Raw genomic sequence first — 22,235 nt, 5'->3', positions numbered from 1 at the left:
TTATCTTCTATTTTTTTTATATAATAGAGGTCAGAGGTAAAAAAATGAAAAAACAAGCTTTCAGTTCTGAAAAATATCTAAATTTACAACGCGACCATATTTTGGAGCGTATCAATCAATTTGATGGCAAGCTCTACTTGGAGTTTGGAGGCAAGATGTTGGAAGACTTCCATGCTGCCCGTGTACTTCCTGGTTATGAACCAGACAACAAAATTAAACTCTTGCAAGAATTGAAAGAGCAGGTTGAAGTTGTTATCGCTATTAACGCTAGCAATATCGAACACTCAAAAGCTCGTGGAGACTTGGGCATTTCTTATGACCAAGAAGTGCTTCGTTTGATTGATAAATTCAACGAGCTCGGTATCTTTGTAGGTTCAGTTGTTATCACTCAATATGCTGGCCAACCTGCCGCAGATGCTTTCCGTAATCAATTAGCTAAAAACGGTATCGACTCTTATCTTCACTACCCAATCAAAGGGTATCCGACAGATATGGATCACATCATCTCTCCAGAAGGTATGGGGAAAAACGACTACATCAAAACTAGTCGCAACTTGATTGTCGTAACTGCTCCTGGACCTGGTTCTGGAAAATTGGCCACTTGTATGTCTAACATGTACCACGACCAACTAAATGGCATTAAGTCTGGTTATGCTAAATTTGAAACCTTCCCAGTTTGGAACCTTCCTCTCCATCATCCAGTCAACTTAGCTTATGAAGCGGCAACAGCAGACCTAGATGACGTTAATATGATTGACCCATTCCATCTCCAAACTTACGGAGAAACAACAGTCAACTACAACCGCGATATCGAGATTTTCCCTGTCCTTAAGCGTATGCTAGAACGTATCTTGGGTGAGTCTCCTTATGCATCTCCAACTGACATGGGTGTAAATATGGTTGGTTTTGCAATTACTGATAATGACGCTGCAATTGAAGCATCTAAACAAGAAATTATCCGTCGCTACTATCAAACAGTTCTCGACTTTAAGGCTGAAAAAGTTGCTGAGTCTGCTGTCAAGAAAATCGAACTTCTTATGAACGATCTCGGTATCACACCAGCTGACCGTAAGGTAGCTGTAGCCGCTCGTCAAAGAGCTGAAGAAACAGACGGACCAGCTCTGGCTCTTGAATTACCATCTGGTGAAATCGTTACAGGTAAGAACTCCGAACTCTTCGGCCCAACAGCTGCTGCCTTGATCAATGCTATCAAGAAGTCAGCAAATATCGATGCAGAAACAAAATTAATTGAACCAGAAGTGGTGAAACCAATCCAAGGATTGAAAATCAATCACTTGGGTAGTCGCAATCCACGTCTTCATTCTAACGAAATTCTCATTGCACTCGCCATCACAGCTATGCAAAATCCTGATGCAGATCGTGCCATGAAAGAACTCGGAAATCTCAAAGGAAGCGAAGCTCATTCTACAATTATCTTAACGGATGAAGACAAGAACGTCCTTCGTAAACTTGGAATCAACGTAACATTTGATCCTTACTACCAATACGATCGTTTATATCGTAAGTAGATTGAAGACTAGTAGAAACTTCTTACCAAGTATCACCCCTCTTCGATAGATTTCAAATCTCTCTTAAGGGGTGACTTTATTTTATATAAGAACTCTGGCAATCTACGATTATCTTTTTTTCTAATTATTCTAACATTACTTAGGGAGTTTATTTATAATGAGAGAATTACTCAGTCAAAAAGAGCAAAGACAATTAAAGATTTTAGAATATTTGTTTGAAAATCCCGACTGGATTTATCTTGATGATTTATCTAAAATCATTGGCTACAATGCTCGGATTATTAAGAGTGATATCAAGGAATTACGTGAAATCTTTCCTGACTTTGATATCAGACACTCAACTGCAGGGATTATGATGGTCAATGTCCAGAATAATGGCATCGAGCGAATCTACCAATATTTTTTACAAACATCTGATTATTTTCAAATTTTAAAGGCCTTTTTCCTCCTAGACAGTCCCTTTACCTATGAACATCTTTCTGAAACTCTAGATATCTCACTTCCGTCCTTACGAAAGAAGGTTGCAGATATTAACAAGATACTTGACGGGACCTATCGCTTTAAGCTGAAGGTAACTCCTATTTCTATCATTGGAGACGAAAAAGATATTCGTTTTTTCTTCTCCCAATATTTCCATGAAGCCTATAGCTTTTTAGAGTGGCCTTTCACAGAAATCAAAGAAGTAGATATTGATAACTTTGTTTCTTTCTTTATCAATTTAGCAAAATTCCCTGCAAAATATCAAAATCTCTACCAAATCCGAACGCAGGCTACAGTCGATTTGCACCGAATGAAGAGAGGCTATTTTGTTCGTTTGCCAAAACAAAGTACTTCTTGGTTGAGCCCAATCTACGACCAGCTTGATGATTTCCAACAGCAACTGCAAGAATTGGCCCAAGGCCTCAATGTTGAAATTACACCAGAGAACCTCAATCAGATTTTTAGCCCTTTTGCAGAACCTGCTCTCTTCTTTACAGTTGAAGATTTCCTAGCTGCCCGTCAGTCTTACGAACAAGTGGATCGTTCCTACCATGCTGCACGAGACATTCTAGACAACTTGACTCGAAGATTTGGTGTTCAATTTTCAAATACTGATACCTTGATTTGGAACTTACACAATACTGCCTTGCTTGAGCGAAGAGAAATCAACTCCGAATCAATCATTTCACAAAATAAAGATTACACGCTTGGAAAGATTAAAAAATTCTTCCCTAAATTTTATGAAGCAACCGTCTTTGAAATGATGCGATACAAGAGTATTATGGGACAAAAGGAGAAAACTCCGGCCCTTTCTCACCTAATCTACACCCTATTCACTCACGCTGAGGGACTTACAGATCAATTATTTGAACATAAAAAGAAAGTCAGAGTCTTAGTCCTCAGCGAGTATGATTTTGCCCATCCACAGTTCTTGATATCCCTCTACGAATTCCATACTTCTAACAACATCCAGTATGAAACTTGGGATAAGGAAACTCTAAATATTGAAGAAATTTTAGATTGTGAGTATGATGCTATCATCACTAATTTTGATATCAAAGGTCTCGAAGAAATGCTCGTCATCAATATCAGTCGACTATCTATCCTGCAAGTAGTAAATGAACTCAATAAGATTTCTATGCAAGATTTATAATAAAAAAAGTCTAGTTTAACTAGACTTTTTTTATTATTCTACTGTTACTGATTTAGCAAGGTTACGTGGTTTGTCCACATCGAGTCCACGGTGTAGGGTTGCAAAGTAAGCGACTAATTGTGTTGGTACGACCATTGAGATTGGTGAGAGGTAAGGGTGTACGGTCGTAAGAACGATATCGTCTGTATCTTTTGCAACATTTTCCTCAGCGATAGTAAGGACCTTAGCACCACGCGCTGCCACTTCTTGGATATTTCCGCGAGTGTGGTTGGCAAGAACTGGATCTGACAAGAGGGCCAAAACAGGTGTTCCTTCTTCAATCAAGGCAATGGTTCCATGCTTGAGTTCTCCAGCCGCAAAACCTTCACATTGGATGTAAGAAATCTCTTTGAGTTTGAGACTAGCTTCCATAGCCACATAGTAGTCTTGACCACGTCCGATGTAAAAGGCGTTGCGTGTTGTTTCAAGGAGGTCACGAACTTTAGCATCAATCAATTCTTTTTCTGAAAGAGTTGATTCGATAGACTGAGCCACGATAGATAACTCATGAACCAAGTCAAAGGCTTTGGCTTTTTCATTGCCATTTGCTTCACCAACCGCTTTTGCGAGGAAGGCAAGGGCTGCGATTTGGGCTGTATAAGCCTTAGTTGATGCTACAGCAATTTCAGGACCTGCGTGAAGCAACATAGTATGGTTGGCTTCACGAGAAAGAGTTGACCCTGGCACGTTTGTCACTGTCAAGCTTGGAATTCCCATTTCATTAGCCTTAACCAAAACTTGACGGCTATCAGCTGTTTCACCAGATTGGCTGATAAAGATGAAAAGTGGTTTCTTGCTGAGAAGTGGCATATCGTAGCCCCACTCAGATGAAATACCAAGTTCAACTGGCGTATCCGTCAATTCTTCTAGCATCTTTTTAGAAGCAAATCCTGCATGGTAAGAAGTTCCAGCAGCAAGGATGTAGATACGGTCTGCGTCTTGAACAGCCTTGATGATGGCTGGATCTACCACTACTTGACCAGTCTCATCTGTGTAGGCTTGGATCAACTTACGCATCACCGTTGGTTGCTCATCAATTTCTTTGAGCATGTAATAAGGATAAGTTCCCTTACCGATATCAGACAAGTCAAGTTCAGCAGTGTAGCTAGCACGCTCACAACTATTGCCATCATAGTCTTGCACTTCGACGCTATCAGCCTTGACAATTACCAACTCTTGGTCATGGATTTCCATGTATTGGTTGGTTTCACGAATCATAGCCATGGCATCTGAACAGACCATGTTATAGCCATCTCCAAGACCAATCAAGAGAGGTGATTTGTTCTTGGCCACATAGATGACATCTGGATTTTCAGAGTCGATCAAGGCAAAGGCATAAGAACCACGGATGATGTGAAGGGCTTTTTTGAAAGCCTCAAGTACTGACAAGCCGTCTTCTTCCGCAAATTTTCCAATCAAGTGAACGGCGATTTCTGTATCTGTTTGTCCCTTGAAGTGGTGACCCGCAAGGTATTCTTCCTTGATTTCAAGGTAGTTTTCAATCACCCCGTTGTGCACCAAGACAAAACGTCCTGTCTCAGAGCGGTGCGGGTGAGCATTGTCCTCCGTTGGTTTCCCGTGAGTCGCCCAACGAGTATGTCCGATACCAGTTGTCCCCTCAACACCAGCCGTTTTAGCAGACAATTCTGCAATACGACCAACAGCCTTCACCAAATGGTTTTCAGCATCACCTAGGACAAAAATCCCCGCCGAATCATAACCACGGTATTCGAGCTTTTCAAGCCCTTGAATCAAAATATCAGTTGCATTTGTGTTTCCAACAACACCAACAATTCCACACATAGTATATACGACACAGGCTAGCTGTGCTTTCTCCTTAAAATTGGTATAGTCTAATTCTTGCTTTGCAGAATCAGCAAAAACAGTATATACTTGTTTCTTTTACTTGTCAAGAATAAAAATTGGTATAGTTCAATTGCTTTTAAACAGTATACAAAAAACCATTCAAGAAATAGCTCTTGAATGGCTAGGAATGATAGTTATTTGCATTGTTATTGTTGCAACAACATATATCTAAGACAAAAATCTTTACTGATGATTTCGCACAAGTCCAAGATAGGCATAAGTCCGAGTTCGTGGGCAATCCTTTTCCATCTTCACCCTAAAATAAAACCGATGCTCCCTACTGTCCTTGGCATTTTCCTTGTTCAAGACAAAGTAGTCCTTTTGGTTAATGGCCATGGTTCGTAGAATGTCGTCAATCAGAAAAGTCAGGGGTACATTCATGATAGAGTATTTTTGAAAATCTTCCTCAAAACGAATGTAGTCATCTGAGAAATAGTCCATCTGCAATTTATTTTCATAAAGCTCTTTTCTAGTCATAAACTTCCTCCTGACACAGTTGGATTGAGAGAATATCTTGGACCCTTAGCAGTCTATAACCATCATCCGTTTTAACAGAGACTTCCTGAGGAGATAATTCTCTTACTTCACCGATTATCCTGCTTTTGCCTTCTTTCTCTCTAAATATGAAAGAACCTTTTAGTCGATTTATATAGAGTTGAGAGAGCAAGAGCAACTTCTCAACAGGATTCAAATCTGTTGATAAATCGACACGATTTTTTTCTTCACTGAGCGAGCTCGTATGCTCTGATAAAAAGAAGCCCATCCACTTCTGCATCCCTGGATCCTGATAGTCCCTTGCGGATTGGAAGGGCAAATAAGAACGATCAATCATTTCAAGCCATCTAACCCTCCAGCAGAATGCCCTCCGATTAGCTTACTTCTGGCAATACTTCTCGATGCATCCTCTAAGGCAGTCGCCTTTAAGAGAGAAGTAAATCCGAATTGCTCTCGAATGGAATCAATAGCAGTCTGGAGCCTTTCTTCTTTTTCTACTTTATCAACATCATCAAAAAGGGAAATCAAACCAAAGGATTCGTCCACAAATCCTGAATAACTGACAGCAACACTCCTGACGGCCCCAGAAGTGTATTTGCTATGGAACAATTGCAGGACATGCCCGACCAAAATACTGGTGTTATTGGTTGGCTCAACCTTCATCTGGGTATGGATGGAGCGTTTCTGTTCCTGCTTAGAAAAACCAAGATGGATAGACACTACCGTCGTCTTCTTTCTGGCCCTTCGAAGTCTGATAGCTACTTGTTCAGCCATTTCTCGGAGGATAATTTCGATATCTCGTCGCTTGACGTAGTCTCTCGGTAAAATTTGCGAATTGCCCAAACCGTGAGATTTAGCTTCATAGGGTTTATGAACATTACTCTCATCTATCCCATTGGCATGAAACCACAGGCGCAGTCCAGCTTGACCAAGTTCTTTCTTCAGGATATCAGGATTGCTATTGGCTAATTCCTTAATCGAATGAATCCCCAAACCATTCAAGCGCTTCTCCATCCGACGCCCAATCCCCCAGAAGTCAGTCATCTCGGAAATACCCCAGACCTTTTCTTCCACATCCTGGTAAGACCAGTTAGCTCGCATGGTTGGTGTTCGCTTTGCTTCATTATCCAAGGCTAGCTTAGCAAGCAGAGGATTGGCATTCGACATGCCGACCGTTGAGTAAATCCCTGTCTGCCGCCAAATATCCCTCTGGATACGAGCCGAAATCATATCCAGCTTATCTTTGCGAGAAATCTGCTGGTCTGGGACAAAATAATTAAGCGAACTGGTCAGGTCAATAAAACCTTCATCAATAGAGTAGGGATAGATATCATATGGACTGGCATAATTCTGGAAAATGCGCTGAATTGCCATATTGACCGCGATATACTTATCCATCCGAGGAGGGACAATGACGGTCACTCGAGCCCAATCCTCGATAAATTTCACATAGGCTGGATCTGTCCGCAAGCCTTGTTTTTTGGCATTGTAGTAGGAAAATTTACGCGTCTGGATATCAAAGGGCAGATCATAGGCACGACCGACATTCGCCTTTCCAAAAACCTTTTTAAACATAGGCGAGGAGGCAAGAATCAGCCCAACAGAATTATCCGCTCGACTCATGACACAAAGGGAGGTTTTGAGGGGATGGAGTCCTCTTTCTACGCACTCAACACTGGCATAAAAGGACTTCATATCAACAAAGGCAATATCACTTTTGGGCTCTCTGGAATAATCAAAATAGCCCATCGGCTATCCCTCCATCGGTACAAAATTACCCACGATAATGCCTACAATCCGCGGATCTTCCTCATAAGAGATGAAAATATCCTTGTATTTAGGATTGATAGAGACCAGACGCAGACCATCTTCTTCACGGTAGACCCGTTTGATATAGGTCTGGTTATTGCAAACCACTGCATAGACAGCTCCGTCATAATCAAATCCTGTCTCTCGAATCAGAGCCACGGAACCATTTTGATATTTAGGTTCCATAGAATCCCCAGACACCCATGAAGCAAAATCGTGGGTTAGTTCTTCATTAAAGTAAACCGTATCAAAGTTTCGATCATCATAAACCGAAGCACCAATCCCAGCTGACATGCGTTCATAGACATGATACTCGTAGAGTTTTTCTGAAATAGCCGTCACCTTCTTGGCTTGTTCTTCTTGAGCCAGGTTGCGAGCATAGACTACCACCTTTTCTTTCCCTTGGTTCGAGAGGCTATTATAGAGACGAACAATTTCGATTTGGGTGAAATAGCCTTTTGGTACTTTTAAGATTTTCTCTAGCTGCGTAACCTTTCCTTCAGAAGGCTCTTTGACACCACGCTCCCAAGCCGAATAAGCCTGAAAACTAATCCCAAGCTGCTCTGCAATCTCTTTCTGTGTTAGCTTTAACTCTTTTCTACGAGCTTTGAGTTTTTCTGGTTGGTACATGATTTACCTCCTAGTGTGATGTTTTCATCGTAGGTTGACTCTATTTCAAAATTCAACCATTTCGGTTTAGTTTTATTATATAAAAAAAGTAGACAAATGTCTACTGGGAAAATCAAATTTTAAACCTACTTACTTCATCTTCATAAAGTGATAATGACTCACAAATAAAGAAGAAAACCATCTCATCAAATCGGAGATGGTTAATCATTTAGTCTACTTTATAAAAAACTTGTTCTGAGCTAGTTGGAGCAGCTTGACCTGCAATAAGTCTATTTTTACTTAAATCAGAATCAACCCATTTCATAGTAGTCCCCGCAGGATAAATACTCATGCCAAATCCTGTAGCTCCAGATCTAACGCTAAAGTTAATACTCCCATCGTTACCCATGCTCACTTTCTCAATGTTCCCACTGTTTACTAGTCCATTTTTATCGAATGTAAACTCTTGTCCAAGCCCATTTCTCCATGTCCCAACTAGAGTAGAGAAATCTCCATTTAGAATGGCTTGCTCATCTATTTTTTGTGATCTAGCATTCGTTTGCTCTTCTTGTGTCGAAGGTCTTTCCTCCTCCGTAGTAGTAATACTCTCTTGAGAAGTCGTTGAACTAGTGGTTGTTGTACTTGTTGTTGTCATACTAGTAGTAGAACGCTGTTCCGTTGTAGGAGTAGTCACTACTTCTGCATCTTGCTTCTTATGATTAAAAAAGAAGAAGAGAGAACTAATCAGCACTATAGCAATTAAGCAACTTAACAGAATCAAAAGCCAATTTATGCCTTTTCCTATTTTCATTTATAACTCCTTTATACTATTCTCATTTAATTATATCATACTACACTCATACAAGTAACAAAATATTGGACTTAAATATATTATTTGGGTGAATTTTGTATTTTTGAAACAAAAAGACATCCAAAAGAAAATTCTTGAACGTCTGTAAATGTTGATAGTATCGTATTGATTAACGTTTAGAGGCAATTGACTTCGTCGAATTGCAGCCGTATTTGTAAGTGGCTAAAGCCACAACAACTACGTCAACTGCCACAATTTAGTATGAAAACATAAAAAGAACACCCCGAAAGGTGCTCTTTGTAAGTATAGTAATTCTCTCGAATTAACGTTTACTAAATTGTGATGCTTTACGAGCTTTCTTAAGGCCTATTGAAAATATATTATTTTTATGCTAATAAAACAAGAAGCCTACTCATACCTAAAACTGTTTTCACCCAAATTAACCTTAAAATATTTGAACCTCTTGTCTGAATCTGGAATCGAGAATTCAAAGCTTTGTTTAGTTCCATTTTCCCATAAATATCTTGTTTCAAACTTAAAACCAGAATAAATTTTATCATTTTCATCATAAAAAGAAATATTTATATCTATGTAATTGATGCGATGACCTGTAGTATTTTCAAAATTCCCCACGTAGCGTTTCTCTTTTTCTGATCCATCTTCAACCTCTTCAACTACAAAGTTTTTTGCATCAAACGTATCTACTAATATTCCGTAAACTCTATTAAATTCTTTCACAGCTTCACCGGACCTCAATATATTATTTAAACTATTTTTATCTTGAACAGGGATTTCACTTATTGAATTAATATCTAAAAGTAATTCATAACGTTTATATTGGAGTTTGTTCCACTCGCGTCTAAAGATTCTATCCAAGTATTTTCGATTTATTGCCGTTTCCTTTTCATTCTTAAGGACATCAATATAGGCGTCAGCTAGTTTCTTTAACTCGGGATTCTCAAACTCTCGATTTTTATATTTCTTAAGTTCATTTAGTTCATAATCCACATAGATTCTATAGTTTTTTAGTGATTCTTTATCATACTCCCTTTTGGCAACAACCTCCCAACGTTTATCTAACCCTTTTGCTAACGAAGTTAGAAATTCATTATCATAGGTATTATTGTTGTTTTTACTTGCATTAAATATAAGCAAAAGCATTAGTAGAAGTATTGAAACTACACCTATTAGTTTTTTCCCCACAATCAATCTCTCATTTCTATCTTTTTTTCTATTATAACACTCCTTTGATTACTGTCAAACTAATAGAAGTTTTTACTAGATATTGTAATACGGTCCCTTTTTTATATCAAATGAATTTCATATATTTGAGAAAAGTTGTCGATAAAAAATAACTCAAGAAAAATTTTGTGATAAGTCTTACTTTTCAACAAAAAAGACATCCAAGAAAAAATTCTTGAATGTCTGTAAACGTTGATATAATCGTATTGATTAACGTTTTGAGAATTGTGATGCTTTACGAGCTTTCTTAAGACCTGGTTGGAAACATTTTTATTTGAATAAGTTTCAATATCCGCTTAAAATCAATGTTTTCCTGAATTTTTTAAAAACTAAAATTTGAACTAATTTCAATCAATTTCATCAAAATAAGGTAAACTTTTATTAAAAATAAAGAAAAATCGAACCAGAATATCAAAAGTTTACCTTATTTAGTTTTTACAGAAGTTAAGTAAGACAATATACCAAAAGCCTATGAAATCAACGTTTCTAGGCTTTTTTTGTTTTTATAATGTGGTTTTGTCTGATTTTTGTCTGATTAGAAGCAATTGACGTATTTTAACTGAAATTTAAAATTTCTTTCAAATATTTCCCCGTTTGAGACTCTTCACAACTGATAATATCTCTTGGTTTGCCTTCGAATAAAATATACCCCCCATTCTTTCCGCCCTCGGGTCCTAAATCAATTATCCAATCAGCTTGAGCAATAAGTTCTAAGCGATGTTCAATCATCACAACCGTATTCCCTTGATTGACGAGGCGTCTTAGTAAACTAAGCAGTTGTTCAACATCCTTACTATGCAGACCTGTGCTTGGTTCGTCGAGAACAAAGATTTGTCCTGACTCTTGTAACTTACTAGCTAACTTAACCCGTTGCACTTCTCCACCTGACAAGGTACTTGTAGGCTGACCTAAAGTCAGATAATCTAAGCCAACTTCCTTCATGACTGACAGAGATTGACAAATCTTATCGTTCGAAGAAAAAACTGTTAATGCTTCTTCGACAGTTAGATTCAAAATCTCTTCAATTGTGAAATTCTGATAACGATAGCTGAGCGCTTTAGGATTATAACGGTGACCCCCGCACTCCTCACAAACGACCTCAACTGAATCCGCAAAAGCCATGTCATAAACGATTTTTCCAGTTCCCTTGCAAATTGGACAAGCACCTTTTGAATTATAGCTAAACCAACTAGGGGTTACATTGTTGGCTTTGGCAAATAATTTTCGAATTTCATCCATTATTCCTAAGTAAGTTGCTGGTGTGGAACGAATGGAGGTACCAATAGGTTTTTGATTGATGATAATAGCATCTGGGTAATTTTCGATAAATTCGACACCAATCAGAGAGCTCTTCCCTGAACCCGCGACACCCGTTACTGCGGTCAAGATTCCCTTAGGGATTTTTGTATTAACCTGTTTAAGATTATTTGCAGTAGCATCTTTGATGGCAAAATATTCTGTCCAAGCTAGTGGGTCTTGATTCAGTCTAAGTGGTTGATTTAGGGCACGGGTTGTGTAGGTGTCAGCTTTTTGCAACTCTACAAGACTTCCTTGAAAAATTAGCCTACCGCCTTCCCGACCAGCCAATGGTCCCAATTCAATGACTTCATCCGCTAAAGCTAACATTTGTCGGCTATGTTCCACAACCAAAATATTGTTGTGCTTATCTCTTAAATCCAACAAGAGCTGACCGATTTTCTCGGCATCATGAGGGTGCAGACCTGCAGTCGGTTCATCAAAAACGTAGTTGACATTACTTAGGCTGGAACCGATGTGTCGCACCAACTTGACCCGTTGCATCTCACCACCTGATAAGGTTTCTGTCTTCCGAGACAAAGATAAATAACCAATCCCAACCGTCTCCATCCGCTTAATAGCTGACTTGATTTGTGCAACTAATGATTGACCTAAAGGACTATCAACTTCTTCAAGTAAAGGCAAGAGTTCACTGACTGATAAGTTCATATAGTCAACAATATTATGCCCGTTTATCTTAGAAGCTAAGGCCTTGGGGTTTAGTCCTGAGCCTTCACAACTGGCACAAGGTACCTGAATGACAAGAGATAGCACTTCTTCTTGCAATGATTTTTTCAGCTTAGAAATATCCCTTTTCAGATAGAGGCGGTAGAAACGCGGAATGACACCTTCATAGTCAACACGGTCCACACTCCCCGTATTATTAGAACGAAATTCAACCTTGACTATTTCATCGCTTCCTTCTCGCAAAATCTGCCATTCTTCCTCAGAAAAATCAGCTAACTTTTTATCTGCATCAAGTAAAGGATTATTTTTGTAAAGATAAGCCTGCCAGCCACTCGAAAATTGGCTAAAATTAATAGCACCTTCATTCAATGATTTTGTGGTATCAAAAATCTTATCCTCAATTAACTGATAAACCTTCCCAATCCCAGTACAAATAGGACACATCCCTGCAGGATGATTGAAAGAATAAGCCATTGAACCACCCGCACTCGGTTGACCAACCCGTGAAAACAGCAGACGAATAAGCGGAGCAATGTCCATAGCCGTCCCGACTGTTGAACGAGTATTAGTCCTTAAAGCTTTCTGATCGACAACGATAGATGGGGGTAAATTTTTAATTTCGTCTACGTGAGGACGCTCATAGTGAGGTAGCTTGTTCCGTAAAAAGAGAGGATAACTATCCTGCCACTGTCTACTACTTTCTCTTGCTAGCGTATCAAAGACAAGGGAAGACTTCCCCGAACCTGAAACACCTGCAAAAACCACTAGCTTATTCTTAGGAATCGTCACATCAAAGTCTTTTAGATTGTGCTCTTTAGCACCAAAAATTTCAATACTATCTGTTTCCATCAATTATCCTCCATATCGTCAGTTAAAGTTAACAGCTCAGCTTTAGTAAATTCATTCTTCACAAGAGTTAGATATTTTCCTTGAAGTTCAACATATTTTTGCATATCCTCTTGCCCCATGACCCTTATTGCTTCTTTTTCTGCTTCCACCATTTTAGCAACGGTCATCTCTATATAAGTTTTGCCTTTTTCAGTCAAGGACAAATTCTTGCTCTTACGAGAATTTGGTAGTGGTGTCACCCATACATATTTGTCAGCACTCAACTTTTTTATCGAAGAGTGAATGGTTTGTTTTGGGAACATCATCTGTTTAACCAAGTCCTGCTGAGTGATATCACCACTATTTACTAATAAAAATTAACAGACCCACACGCTACTCTCAGATAGCCCAAAATTCTTAGCCATGACACGATAAAGAGATGAGAATTCTTTCTCTTGTACTTATAATTGCTTTATAAAATCTGTTTTCAAAATAATTCCTTACCTCTCTTTTGGTCTGATTCCGGGCTAAATTATATCCTAAAAAAATATCTATGTCAAATAGAAAAGGAGGCAGTATCCTCCTTTCCACACTTAGTTCTTATTATTAATCAATTTTTTCAGCCTTTCTACAGCTCCTCTCATGGTGTCTTTTTGCTTTTTAATCACATGGAGATAGAAACGCTCAATCTCCATGTGATTAAAAAGCGGAAAAGTTAAACCATATGATGAAAATGCAGGAAACAAATTCATGCAGTACATTCCATACTATGCTAAGAGCTATAACGAATAGATTTTGTCTGATTTTTATCTGATTAAAACTAAAGCAAGGTAAAAATCACCCTATTTCATCAACAATTGAAAGAATGAAAAATCCATAAAATCAACGTTTTTGCTCATCACAAATATTGCCAAATCACACATTACGCTTACAGAACTAAACTATTCCCCTATTTAAAAAATATTGATTCAAATTTTATGAAATGAATAAGTAGATATCGTTCTGAAAAGCCTTGATATTACGCTATTTTTAGTCCAACTGAAACCCATACTTTCCAAACCAGGTTTTAAGTTTATGAAGAATTTTTGGAAAATCTAGATACTGTATGAATCTCTACCTTTTTCTCTACTTTTTTTCCGCAGACGGTTATAAAGTCTGACATAATAAGCTTTGTAGGTGTAGGAGTTGATTTTTACAGAAGTGAAGTAAGCATTCAATACGAATCAATACATAAGAAAAGCGCTTATTTTAAGCGTTTTTTCTTTTTTCCAATTTCAATACATTTCACTATATTTCAGTTCAATCTCTACCTTTTTCTCTACCTTTTTTCGTCAGACATAATCAGATAAGTGGAATTAAAACTGGAAAATTTCCACACAGATATTATTGAATCAACTAAAGATGAGTTTTATTAACAAATAGACACCTCTCAATGAAAAGGTGTCTATTGTTTTATATCAATTCAATGACTTCTGAGCTACCGAAAAGTTGATTACGGTGTTTATTTTTTACTCGCCATGCATTTCCATGATTTTTCCCTTCATACTTCCCTTCTTTAGAAGTATAGCCGCGCCAATCATAAGTTACAACTCCCAATTTAATTAAGGATATAAATGTCATAAATTGAGGGGAACGAGTCAACTCTGCTTCTGTGTATTTAAACTCAGCAATGTCACCATTCATCCTACTTTCCGCTTTTACCCAAAGCGTGGCAGGATGTTTTAAGTGTAGCTCTTTTTCTAAATCTTCAAAATACCAATAAGCCACCCTTTGAGAGGTATCATTTTCATGTCTACGAATTTCTACAGTTCTATCGCTTTCATTTACATCCAAATAAAAATTTTGATTATTTTGAGGTGACATCTCAGACCCGATGGTGATATATAAACTATTCATGCCGGGATGCTTGTCAGATTCATATCCATACAACCTCGCAAACGCTGAAACCCGATTACGATCATTAGGCTCAAAATCGGCGACAGGGGTTCCATCAAACTTCGGCCGTAATGTAAATAAAGTATCAAGTGTTTTTGAAGTTTTAGATTTCAGTTCAATCAAATCTTCAAAATCAGCTTTTTGACTATTATTAGTCTCAATTCCTAGTAAATTCTCAAGTGTGTCACCAGCATCTTTAGGAGCAATTTCCCCTGTACCTTTAGAATTAGGATGATAACCTTTAGAAGCAATCTCTTTTACCTTAGGAATTAATCTAGAAAGTGCTTCTTTAATTTTATCCTGTCCGAAAATTTTGGCTAAATCTTCATCTGACAAGATCCCCCTAGAGACATTAATATTAATAACCCGTCTGCCACTTGGATCTACAGATATGTACATCAAGTCGCCAGAATGGAAATTTTCTTTAAATTGGCGCCCATAAATCCAAAATCTCTCATCCCCTCGAGCATTAGCACGATAGCATGACATCTTTGTTTCAAATTTTTCTTCACCAATATACAGCATTGCATCCAACTTTTTCTTCTCACCCTTTTTGAGAGATTGATAGTCCATTAATCCATACTTTTTAAGAACATCCTGAACGAATACGTTGGCATCTATTATGCTTTTAGATAGCATTGTATCTGTTAGCCGAATAACTGTGTATTCTCTTTCATTATATTTATGGATTTGTTCAATAAATTGTAGTTCATCTTGATAAGGTTCAAAAAGCATATTAATACCTATTTAAACATTTCAGATATAGAAATATTTAGTCCTTCCGCAATTTTTAATAATGTTTCTACCCGAGGATTTCTTGTTTTAAAATTTAACAAGTCACTTATTGTTGATTCACTTAATCCAGTTATTATTTTTAAGTAATAACGTGGACTATTTTTAATTTCAAGTTGGACTCTATTCACAAAATTTCTTAAATAATACTCTGTTCCCCGAGCATTAACTGAGTCATCACCAAACATAAAATGTCCATAATGATTTTCTGTTTTCCTATCAAATATTGATGGAAAATCAATGTCTAATGCTTTGCAAACAGACACAACAAGATCCAATCGCGTTTTACTATTATTATGATAGGAGAACAACTTCTGAATTGAGTTCCTTGAATAACCTGTTTCTTCAGCCAATTTTTTATGAGTAAACTGCTTAATCGTTTTAACGCGATTAAGATTTCCGATAGCTATTTCCATTTTTAAACCTCAGGTGATTTATATAACTATTTTACCTCTAAAACGGATTTATGAATTCGGATAAGTTGTCTTTTTTAAGGGTTTAAAATTCGGATAACTTGTCTTTTTTAAGGGTTTAAAATTCGGATATGTTCACTTTGTTAACTGGTTTTATTAAACAAGTTAATAAATATCTGCAATTAATTCTCTAAATAATCATATTTTTTGCGAATAAATAAGTATAGAAATTACTCAATAGTTCATCCTGGACTTGAATAATTATTTCTGATATAATATTAGAAAGAAAGCGAGAAATTTAAAAATGCCATATGCAATTGATTTATTCTGTGGTGCTGGAGGTTTTAGTGAAGGAATCTTACAGGCTGGATTCGATATACTTTTTTCTAGCGATAGAAGCCCAATGGTGCAAGAAACTTACGTTAATAGACACCAACAACTTGGTCTCAAAGAAGGAGTTGATACCCACTTTGAACTAGCAGATATCAAAGAATTAACTTCTGAACGTATTTTTGAAGTGATAAATAACTTAAAGTACGGAAATATTTTTGAACCTGGCGATATAGATGTCATTTTCGGAGGACCACCATGTCAAGGATTTAGTCGTCTTGGAAAACGAGATGCTAGCGATCCCAGAAATATGCTTTTCCATGAATACTTACGAATTATTCGGGATGTGCGCCCTAGATATGTCGTCATGGAGAATGTGACCGGTATTCTAGACATGCTTATGCTTGATTTTCCAAGCGTGGTTAGAGATGAATCATATTTGGGACAAAGACTAGTAAAGGAAATTCTTAGAGAAGAATTACAAGAACTGGGTTATGTTTTACTTGATGTTCAGGTACTAAATTCTGCTAATTTTGGAGTTCCTCAACAAAGAAATCGTGTAGTCTTTTTAGCATACAGAAATGATGTTAATCCTCTTGAATATCCTGAGCCAGATGTATTATCCGAAGTAACAGTAAGAGAAGCTTTAACTGGTTTATATAATATAAACCAGAATGATTTATCTGAATATGCCCAAAATAGGATACAAGGGGAGACACCTACAGTAGCAGGAGAAAATATACCACGAGAACAAATTACAAACATGGAAGAATCCAGACATGATATACTTGTTTCTCAAAGATTTTCTTTGTATCAACCTGGAGAAAACACCCGTGCTGTAATTAACCGACTTAAAGCAGAAGGTATAAATCTCCGTGATACTCGCCAAGAATTATTTAATGAAAGTCTATTTCAAGTAAACTTATCTATTAATTCTAAAGTTATACACGAAACACTCATAGAACTTAACCTATTCGATAATAAGTTCCTGACCAGCCGTTGGTTGCATTTCACCAATCGTCAATTGGCTACATTATCTAGTCTAAAAAATAATGAACAAGAATTTACCATTGTTCTTAAATCACTTGCTAGTAGGCTAAATACTACTCTAAATCAGGCTAGCACTTTCTGGGAAACCGTACAGCCATTGCTAAATAGAGAATACGATGCAGATACTTTCCATCGCTTACTTATGAGTGGAGAAATTACTGACAAGATTGGAGAGGCGATTCTAACAAGAAAATCAATTCGTACCAGACTTAATCCCAATTCTGTATCTCCAACTATAGTCACTTTACCCGATGACTTTATTCATCCCTATTTTGATAGAGTGCTAACTGTACGAGAAATGGCTAGACTACAATCGTTTGATGATAGTTTTGAGTTCTTAGGCAAGAGGACAACAGGTGGGGATAAACGATCTCAAGAAACACCTCAATTCACCCAAGTAGGGAATGCTGTTCCTCCTTTACTAGCTAGAGCAGTTGCACTAAAAGTTAGAGAAGCAATCGAGGCTAATTAATTCACTTTGAAATATAAAAAGACTAGCAAATTTAGAATTTGAACTAGTCTTTTTATTATGAGGGAAAATTTCGGATTTATAAAATGTGAAAATGAACTCATTGTATGTTCTGATAATCTTGCATACTCGTCTGACCAGCCTACAACAAAATGTTATAATTTAGATCAACTATTTTCAAGTAATAAAATACACTTGATTAAGAAGATAATTATGTTTATGTCTAAATTTTTAATCTCTACCTTTTTCTCTACCTTTTTTTTCATAAACAGTTATAAAGTTTGTCAGAATAATCTTTGTAAGTGTGTAAGTTAATTTTTACAGAAGCGGGATAGTGGTTCATTACGTTTCCATAGAAACGAAAAAACTTGATTTAAGATGATTTTTAAATTTTAAAATTTCAATGTATTTCAATAAAAATCAGCCGAATGACTACATTTTTTGTGAAATGAATTAGATGTTCGGATATATAGAAAAAGCTCTAGTCATGTTTTCTAGAGCGTTTTTGTGTTGTAAAATTGGGTCAAATACTGGTTTTAAATAATCTTATATCTAAGACCAATTATATACACATAAAATAATTAATACTGCTATTATATTACGAACTACTATTTTAGTGAAAATATATGCTACTATATTTAATTAAATTAGGAAGGTATATATATCATTAAAGTAAATATTTTTACTAAAGATAAATTAATAAAGTTGTGGTCTCTCAATGTAACAAATACCTGGCTCTTTTAAAATTTTGCACTTACATAGATTGTATTGCAATTTTAATTCTTCATGAATTTCAATTGTAGCTTCTAGCTTGTCATCACAATGTCTACAAAATAAAACTGCAAAGGCATAATAATCTGAAACATTTTTATTTAACAATTCTTCATCAATTAAATTGGAAAATCGACAGTTAGAACACTGGATAAGAAAAGGTGAAGTGAATCTAGGTTCATACTCATCACTCTCATCTTCTCCCTTAGTAAATAGCTCAATATTATTTTCTTTAAGTCTTTCTAATACCTTCTTATCCTCTTTGTCAATCTCCATTTGAATATTTTCTAATGCATCAGAAAATATCAACACTTCATTTCCAAATCTATACCTCAAATCAAATAATTTTTGGTTTGGATTTTCTATATAATTAGATTTACTTTTATCGAATTCAATATTATACAAATCTTTTAACAAGCTTCGTACTATTTGCCCATAGGATACATCTGAGATAGTACTATATTTACAGTTAAGATAACCTCGTTCATAAATGAATTCAAAATACTGACTTATCAGTGTATCGGTATTAAGTAATAGCTTTTTATCCTTAAAGAATTTTGCCGTTATATTTTCAAAATTATTTATAACTCCAAATTGATTGTAGAGTTGTAAATTTATTTTATCCAATAATCTGATAGTTGAATTCCAGAAAATTTCTGCAAAGGCAGAGTCCATTAGTAATTTTTTCCTATTAGATTGCTTACTAATAGCTATCTCTTGATAGATTTTATAGGACTTAGTAGGGGATTCACAATTTAAATAATCCAACCAAGAGGATTCGCTAGGTTCATGGCTTGTTTCTATAAATTGGTAGCTCTCTTTTTTAGAGATATATTTTGAAAATGGAATATAATCTACAAATGTATCAATAATTTTTTCATAATGTGAATCCATTATAAAGGCATCTTCCAGCATTTTATTAAAAAAGAATAAAAATTTATTATCAGCGATATACAAAAATTCTTCTTTATTTATTCCTCTGACTTTTTTAAATCCAAAAAATAATTCAATTGAATCCTTCGACATATTCTCACTAATAAGCTTTAATTGCGTATCTGTTAATATTTTAGAATCGTTTTTATATCTGCTAAAAACCTGTGACGAACTATTTTTAGAATTACCATAGTAGGGTTCCCAGAACCCCATCTTATCTTCCGCTCTATCTAATTCTGCATTATATAACAATTCGTAGCTATAAAGTTCATTTTCTTTGATATAAGAAAATATATCATTCCGCAGTTGTTCATTCAAAAATTCTGACGAAGTTGAAAAGAAATGACGGTCCATAATTTCTCCTTATATATTTTTATTTTTAAAAAAACAAAATTAATGTAATGAAAAACAGAAAAGATCGATTTGTTTTAATAATATTATATACTTTTATTCTAAGATAATCAAAAAATAGTCTATTTCATATAACTTCTTTTTGCTGTAAACTATCATTGTAAACATATAGCTTCTCGTTGCTATCTCTTAAGTATCATAGCGAGAGTGATACTTATCAATAATTTCTAAATTAGAATATGAGGTAACTCTTATGAAAACACGTAATCGCAAAGGTGGATATTCAACTAACACTGCTAATGAATACATTGACAACAAACAAGGCATTTACTGCCTAAGTACAGAACTAGAAGCACAAATTAAGTTTGATGATGGTCTACCAACTGGTGAAATCATTGCTTATAAAGCTTGGTTCTCACAAAAAGGGCTTCCGCCTTTTCGAGTCAAATTTGAATCTGAAGTAGTTCTACCATCTTACATGTCATTAGTACAATTTGATAATCTTCAAGCCTGCGAAGTTGGCTTTAACGTCTACTTCAAAGCTGACAATGTCAAGGAGGTCAAATAATGGTATCTAAAACAACAGATACCGTCTTGCAATCATACTTGCTCCAGAGCCTTAATATGGCTCTTGGAGCCTTGATGCAAGGCGAAACAAGTTATACAAACAGTTTTAATATCGCCATTCAAGAAAACGGTTTCATCTTTATCCCACGGCTTCCCTGTGCCTATATTTTAGACAATGAGCTCTATAATAAAATTTTCTTGATTGCTAACGCATCCCTATACCCACATTATACATTATTGAAGCAAAATGCCACATATTTCGTCCCTCTGAAAACGGATGATATTCATGTTCAGCGAGGACTCTTCTTTCCGTGGAGGGTGGGAATTTCAAAACGATTAGTCATTCCTGACCTTGATAGCTACACAACAAGTTTACCAAAAAATCAAATTCCAATTATGGAAAATTTCACTCTCAATCTTGATAAGGTCAATCATATAGCAATCTGTGGAAATAGTGGTTCAGGTAAATCTTACACTCTCACCTATTTACTGAGTGTACTCAAACATCAATCTGATTTAATTATAGTAGACCCAAAATTTGACACACCTAGTCGTTGGGCTCGTGAACATCAAATTGCAGTGCTTCACCCCGTTGAAAATCGCTCTAAGTCCGACTTTGTATCAGAAATCAATGAGAAATTAAGTCAATGTCTAGAACTGATTCACAAACGTCAAGCAATCCTATACGAGAATCCACGTCATGAGTTCAGCCATATGACAATTGTGATTGATGAAGTTCTTGCATTATCTGAAGGAGTCAATAAGACGATTAAAGAATCGTTTTTCTCACTCTTGACTTCTATCTCACTTCTCGGGCGTGCTACTAAGCTTCATTTGTTGCTCGTTGCACAAAGATTCGAGCACACTACGATTCCCATTTCTGTTCGTGAACAACTTAATGTCCTCATCCAGATCGGCAACATTAACAAGAAGACAACACAATTTCTATTCCCTGACCTCGACCCAGAAGGTATTGTTATCCCTATTGGGCATGGAACAGGTCTGATTCAAGTGATTGATAACGAACATCCTTATCAAGTGCTTCCACTACTATGCCCAACATATTACACAAAGAAAGGAATTCTATAATGATGAAAAAATCTTACTTCATGAGGACACTCAACCTCAATATCAATCTAATTCTAGTTTCATTTCTAGCAGGATTTATAGGATGGTCTCTGGATTTTCTATCAAATCAGTTTAAACTAAATCCTCTCAGTTTTTTTGACCTCTCCCAGTTCAATGGCTATTTAGATTTAGGAAGCAAATATTCTTATACAGCAATGTCCTTCCTTCTACTTACACTAGTTGTTTCTGTAATATTTGAAATTCTGAATCGATTTCAATTTGATAGTTTATTAAACTATTTTAAATCCGTATACTTTACATTCAAACTTCGTCAGTTTCTAACGCAACGTGAAAAATCAGAAAAAATAACAACGATTGACAATCAGAATATAACTACCTTCAATCCCATAAATAGTAGTTTTAATCAGTGTGCAAATAAGAGTGTCGTAGACATACGAAAAGATGATGTGACGGTTTTTGTCAAAGTCCCTAGAGATCAGCAGGGGCAAAAAATTTTAGCTGACATGACCTCTCAACTGAAAGAAGAAGTTTCAAGTCAGCATCCTGACTATTACTTTTCAGCACCTAATCGGATTCGTAATAAACTATGGTTAGTTGGTAAAAAACGACAAAAAGGGGCTATGGCTTGCGTTAAGCAGTAGCCAGATAGCCCCTTCTAGCATTTTCCAAGATAATTGGGGCTACTACGACC

At 36.3% G+C, this 22,235-nt stretch carries 18 protein-coding genes; 6 read left to right on the top strand and 12 right to left on the bottom strand.

Translation table 11 applies throughout. From position 1 onward, the window contains the following. Positions 1–44: 44 nt before the first annotated feature. Positions 45–1,529 carry a DUF1846 domain-containing protein gene (locus ACTO1Y_RS07925; RefSeq protein WP_006150024.1) on the top strand — a complete coding sequence of 495 codons (1,485 nt, stop codon included), beginning with the start codon at positions 45–47 and terminating at the stop codon, positions 1,527–1,529. A gap of 157 nt (positions 1,530–1,686) precedes the next feature. Beyond that, positions 1,687–3,162 (top strand): M protein trans-acting positive regulator PRD domain-containing protein, encoded by a 1,476-nt coding sequence (locus ACTO1Y_RS07920; protein ID WP_006150026.1) that lies wholly within the window; start codon positions 1,687–1,689, stop codon positions 3,160–3,162. Positions 3,163–3,195: 33 nt separating this feature from the next. On the opposite strand, the gene glmS is transcribed toward ACTO1Y_RS07920, so the two are convergent. From glmS to ACTO1Y_RS07865, 11 genes are all read right to left on the bottom strand, one after another. Next, a complete protein-coding gene (glmS, locus tag ACTO1Y_RS07915; RefSeq protein WP_006149968.1) occupies positions 3,196–5,004 on the bottom strand; it encodes a glutamine--fructose-6-phosphate transaminase (isomerizing) in 1,809 nt (602 codons plus the stop codon). A 246-nt stretch (positions 5,005–5,250) separates the two neighbouring features. Further along, positions 5,251–5,544, bottom strand: coding sequence for a DUF5960 family protein (locus ACTO1Y_RS07910; RefSeq protein ID WP_006149965.1), 294 nt, complete (start codon positions 5,542–5,544; stop codon positions 5,251–5,253). Beyond that, positions 5,537–5,899, bottom strand: a complete 363-nt coding sequence (locus ACTO1Y_RS07905) for a hypothetical protein (protein WP_006149969.1) — start codon at positions 5,897–5,899, stop codon at positions 5,537–5,539. The genes ACTO1Y_RS07910 and ACTO1Y_RS07905 overlap by 8 nt, the downstream gene beginning before the upstream one ends. Continuing rightward, positions 5,896–7,311 carry a Y-family DNA polymerase gene (locus ACTO1Y_RS07900; protein ID WP_006149971.1) on the bottom strand — a complete coding sequence of 472 codons (1,416 nt, stop codon included), beginning with the start codon at positions 7,309–7,311 and terminating at the stop codon, positions 5,896–5,898. Before ACTO1Y_RS07900 ends, ACTO1Y_RS07905 begins: the two co-directional genes overlap by 4 nt. 3 nt (positions 7,312–7,314) lie before the next feature. Beyond that, on the bottom strand, positions 7,315–8,001 hold the full coding sequence (locus ACTO1Y_RS07895; RefSeq protein ID WP_441348860.1) for a helix-turn-helix domain-containing protein: 687 nt from the start codon (positions 7,999–8,001) through the stop codon (positions 7,315–7,317). A gap of 208 nt (positions 8,002–8,209) precedes the next feature. Then, the gene (locus ACTO1Y_RS07890; protein ID WP_441348859.1) at positions 8,210–8,791 is read right to left on the bottom strand and encodes a DUF6287 domain-containing protein; all 582 of its coding nucleotides are present in this window, start codon (positions 8,789–8,791) and stop codon (positions 8,210–8,212) included. 408 nt (positions 8,792–9,199) lie between these two features. Next, positions 9,200–9,994 (bottom strand): FxLYD domain-containing protein, encoded by a 795-nt coding sequence (locus ACTO1Y_RS07885; RefSeq protein ID WP_441348858.1) that lies wholly within the window; start codon positions 9,992–9,994, stop codon positions 9,200–9,202. Positions 9,995–10,588: 594 nt separating this feature from the next. Next, a complete protein-coding gene (locus ACTO1Y_RS07880) occupies positions 10,589–12,865 on the bottom strand; it encodes an ATP-binding cassette domain-containing protein (RefSeq protein WP_062004529.1) in 2,277 nt (758 codons plus the stop codon). Further along, positions 12,865–13,182 (bottom strand): hypothetical protein, encoded by a 318-nt coding sequence (locus tag ACTO1Y_RS07875; protein ID WP_441348857.1) that lies wholly within the window; start codon positions 13,180–13,182, stop codon positions 12,865–12,867. The genes ACTO1Y_RS07880 and ACTO1Y_RS07875 overlap by 1 nt, the downstream gene beginning before the upstream one ends. A 1,114-nt stretch (positions 13,183–14,296) precedes the next feature. Beyond that, the gene (locus tag ACTO1Y_RS07870) at positions 14,297–15,514 is read right to left on the bottom strand and encodes an MvaI/BcnI family restriction endonuclease (RefSeq protein WP_441348856.1); all 1,218 of its coding nucleotides are present in this window, start codon (positions 15,512–15,514) and stop codon (positions 14,297–14,299) included. Between the two features lie 8 nt (positions 15,515–15,522). Further along, a complete protein-coding gene (locus tag ACTO1Y_RS07865) occupies positions 15,523–15,987 on the bottom strand; it encodes a helix-turn-helix domain-containing protein (RefSeq protein ID WP_441348855.1) in 465 nt (154 codons plus the stop codon). Between the two features lie 301 nt (positions 15,988–16,288). On the opposite strand from ACTO1Y_RS07865, the gene ACTO1Y_RS07860 reads away from it, so the two are divergent. Then, on the top strand, positions 16,289–17,836 hold the full coding sequence (locus ACTO1Y_RS07860; RefSeq protein ID WP_441348854.1) for a DNA cytosine methyltransferase: 1,548 nt from the start codon (positions 16,289–16,291) through the stop codon (positions 17,834–17,836). Between the two features lie 693 nt (positions 17,837–18,529). On the opposite strand, the gene ACTO1Y_RS07855 is transcribed toward ACTO1Y_RS07860, so the two are convergent. Continuing rightward, a complete protein-coding gene (locus ACTO1Y_RS07855) occupies positions 18,530–19,891 on the bottom strand; it encodes a hypothetical protein (protein WP_441348853.1) in 1,362 nt (453 codons plus the stop codon). Between the two features lie 250 nt (positions 19,892–20,141). On the opposite strand from ACTO1Y_RS07855, the gene ACTO1Y_RS07850 reads away from it, so the two are divergent. From ACTO1Y_RS07850 to ACTO1Y_RS07840, 3 genes are read left to right on the top strand one after another with little or no spacing between them, the layout of a single operon-like run. After that, on the top strand, positions 20,142–20,456 hold the full coding sequence (locus ACTO1Y_RS07850; protein WP_111675302.1) for a hypothetical protein: 315 nt from the start codon (positions 20,142–20,144) through the stop codon (positions 20,454–20,456). Then, positions 20,456–21,544, top strand: a complete 1,089-nt coding sequence (locus ACTO1Y_RS07845) for an AAA family ATPase (protein ID WP_441348852.1) — start codon at positions 20,456–20,458, stop codon at positions 21,542–21,544. Before ACTO1Y_RS07850 ends, ACTO1Y_RS07845 begins: the two co-directional genes overlap by 1 nt. Continuing rightward, the gene (locus ACTO1Y_RS07840) at positions 21,544–22,185 is read left to right on the top strand and encodes a hypothetical protein (RefSeq protein ID WP_441348851.1); all 642 of its coding nucleotides are present in this window, start codon (positions 21,544–21,546) and stop codon (positions 22,183–22,185) included. Before ACTO1Y_RS07845 ends, ACTO1Y_RS07840 begins: the two co-directional genes overlap by 1 nt. The last annotated feature ends 50 nt before the right edge of the window (positions 22,186–22,235 follow it).

The organism is Streptococcus sp. V728, assembly GCF_052077995.1.
In the GTDB taxonomy this organism is placed as follows: domain Bacteria; phylum Bacillota; class Bacilli; order Lactobacillales; family Streptococcaceae; genus Streptococcus; species Streptococcus infantis_B.
This window is presented reverse-complemented; position numbering and strand designations above follow the sequence as displayed.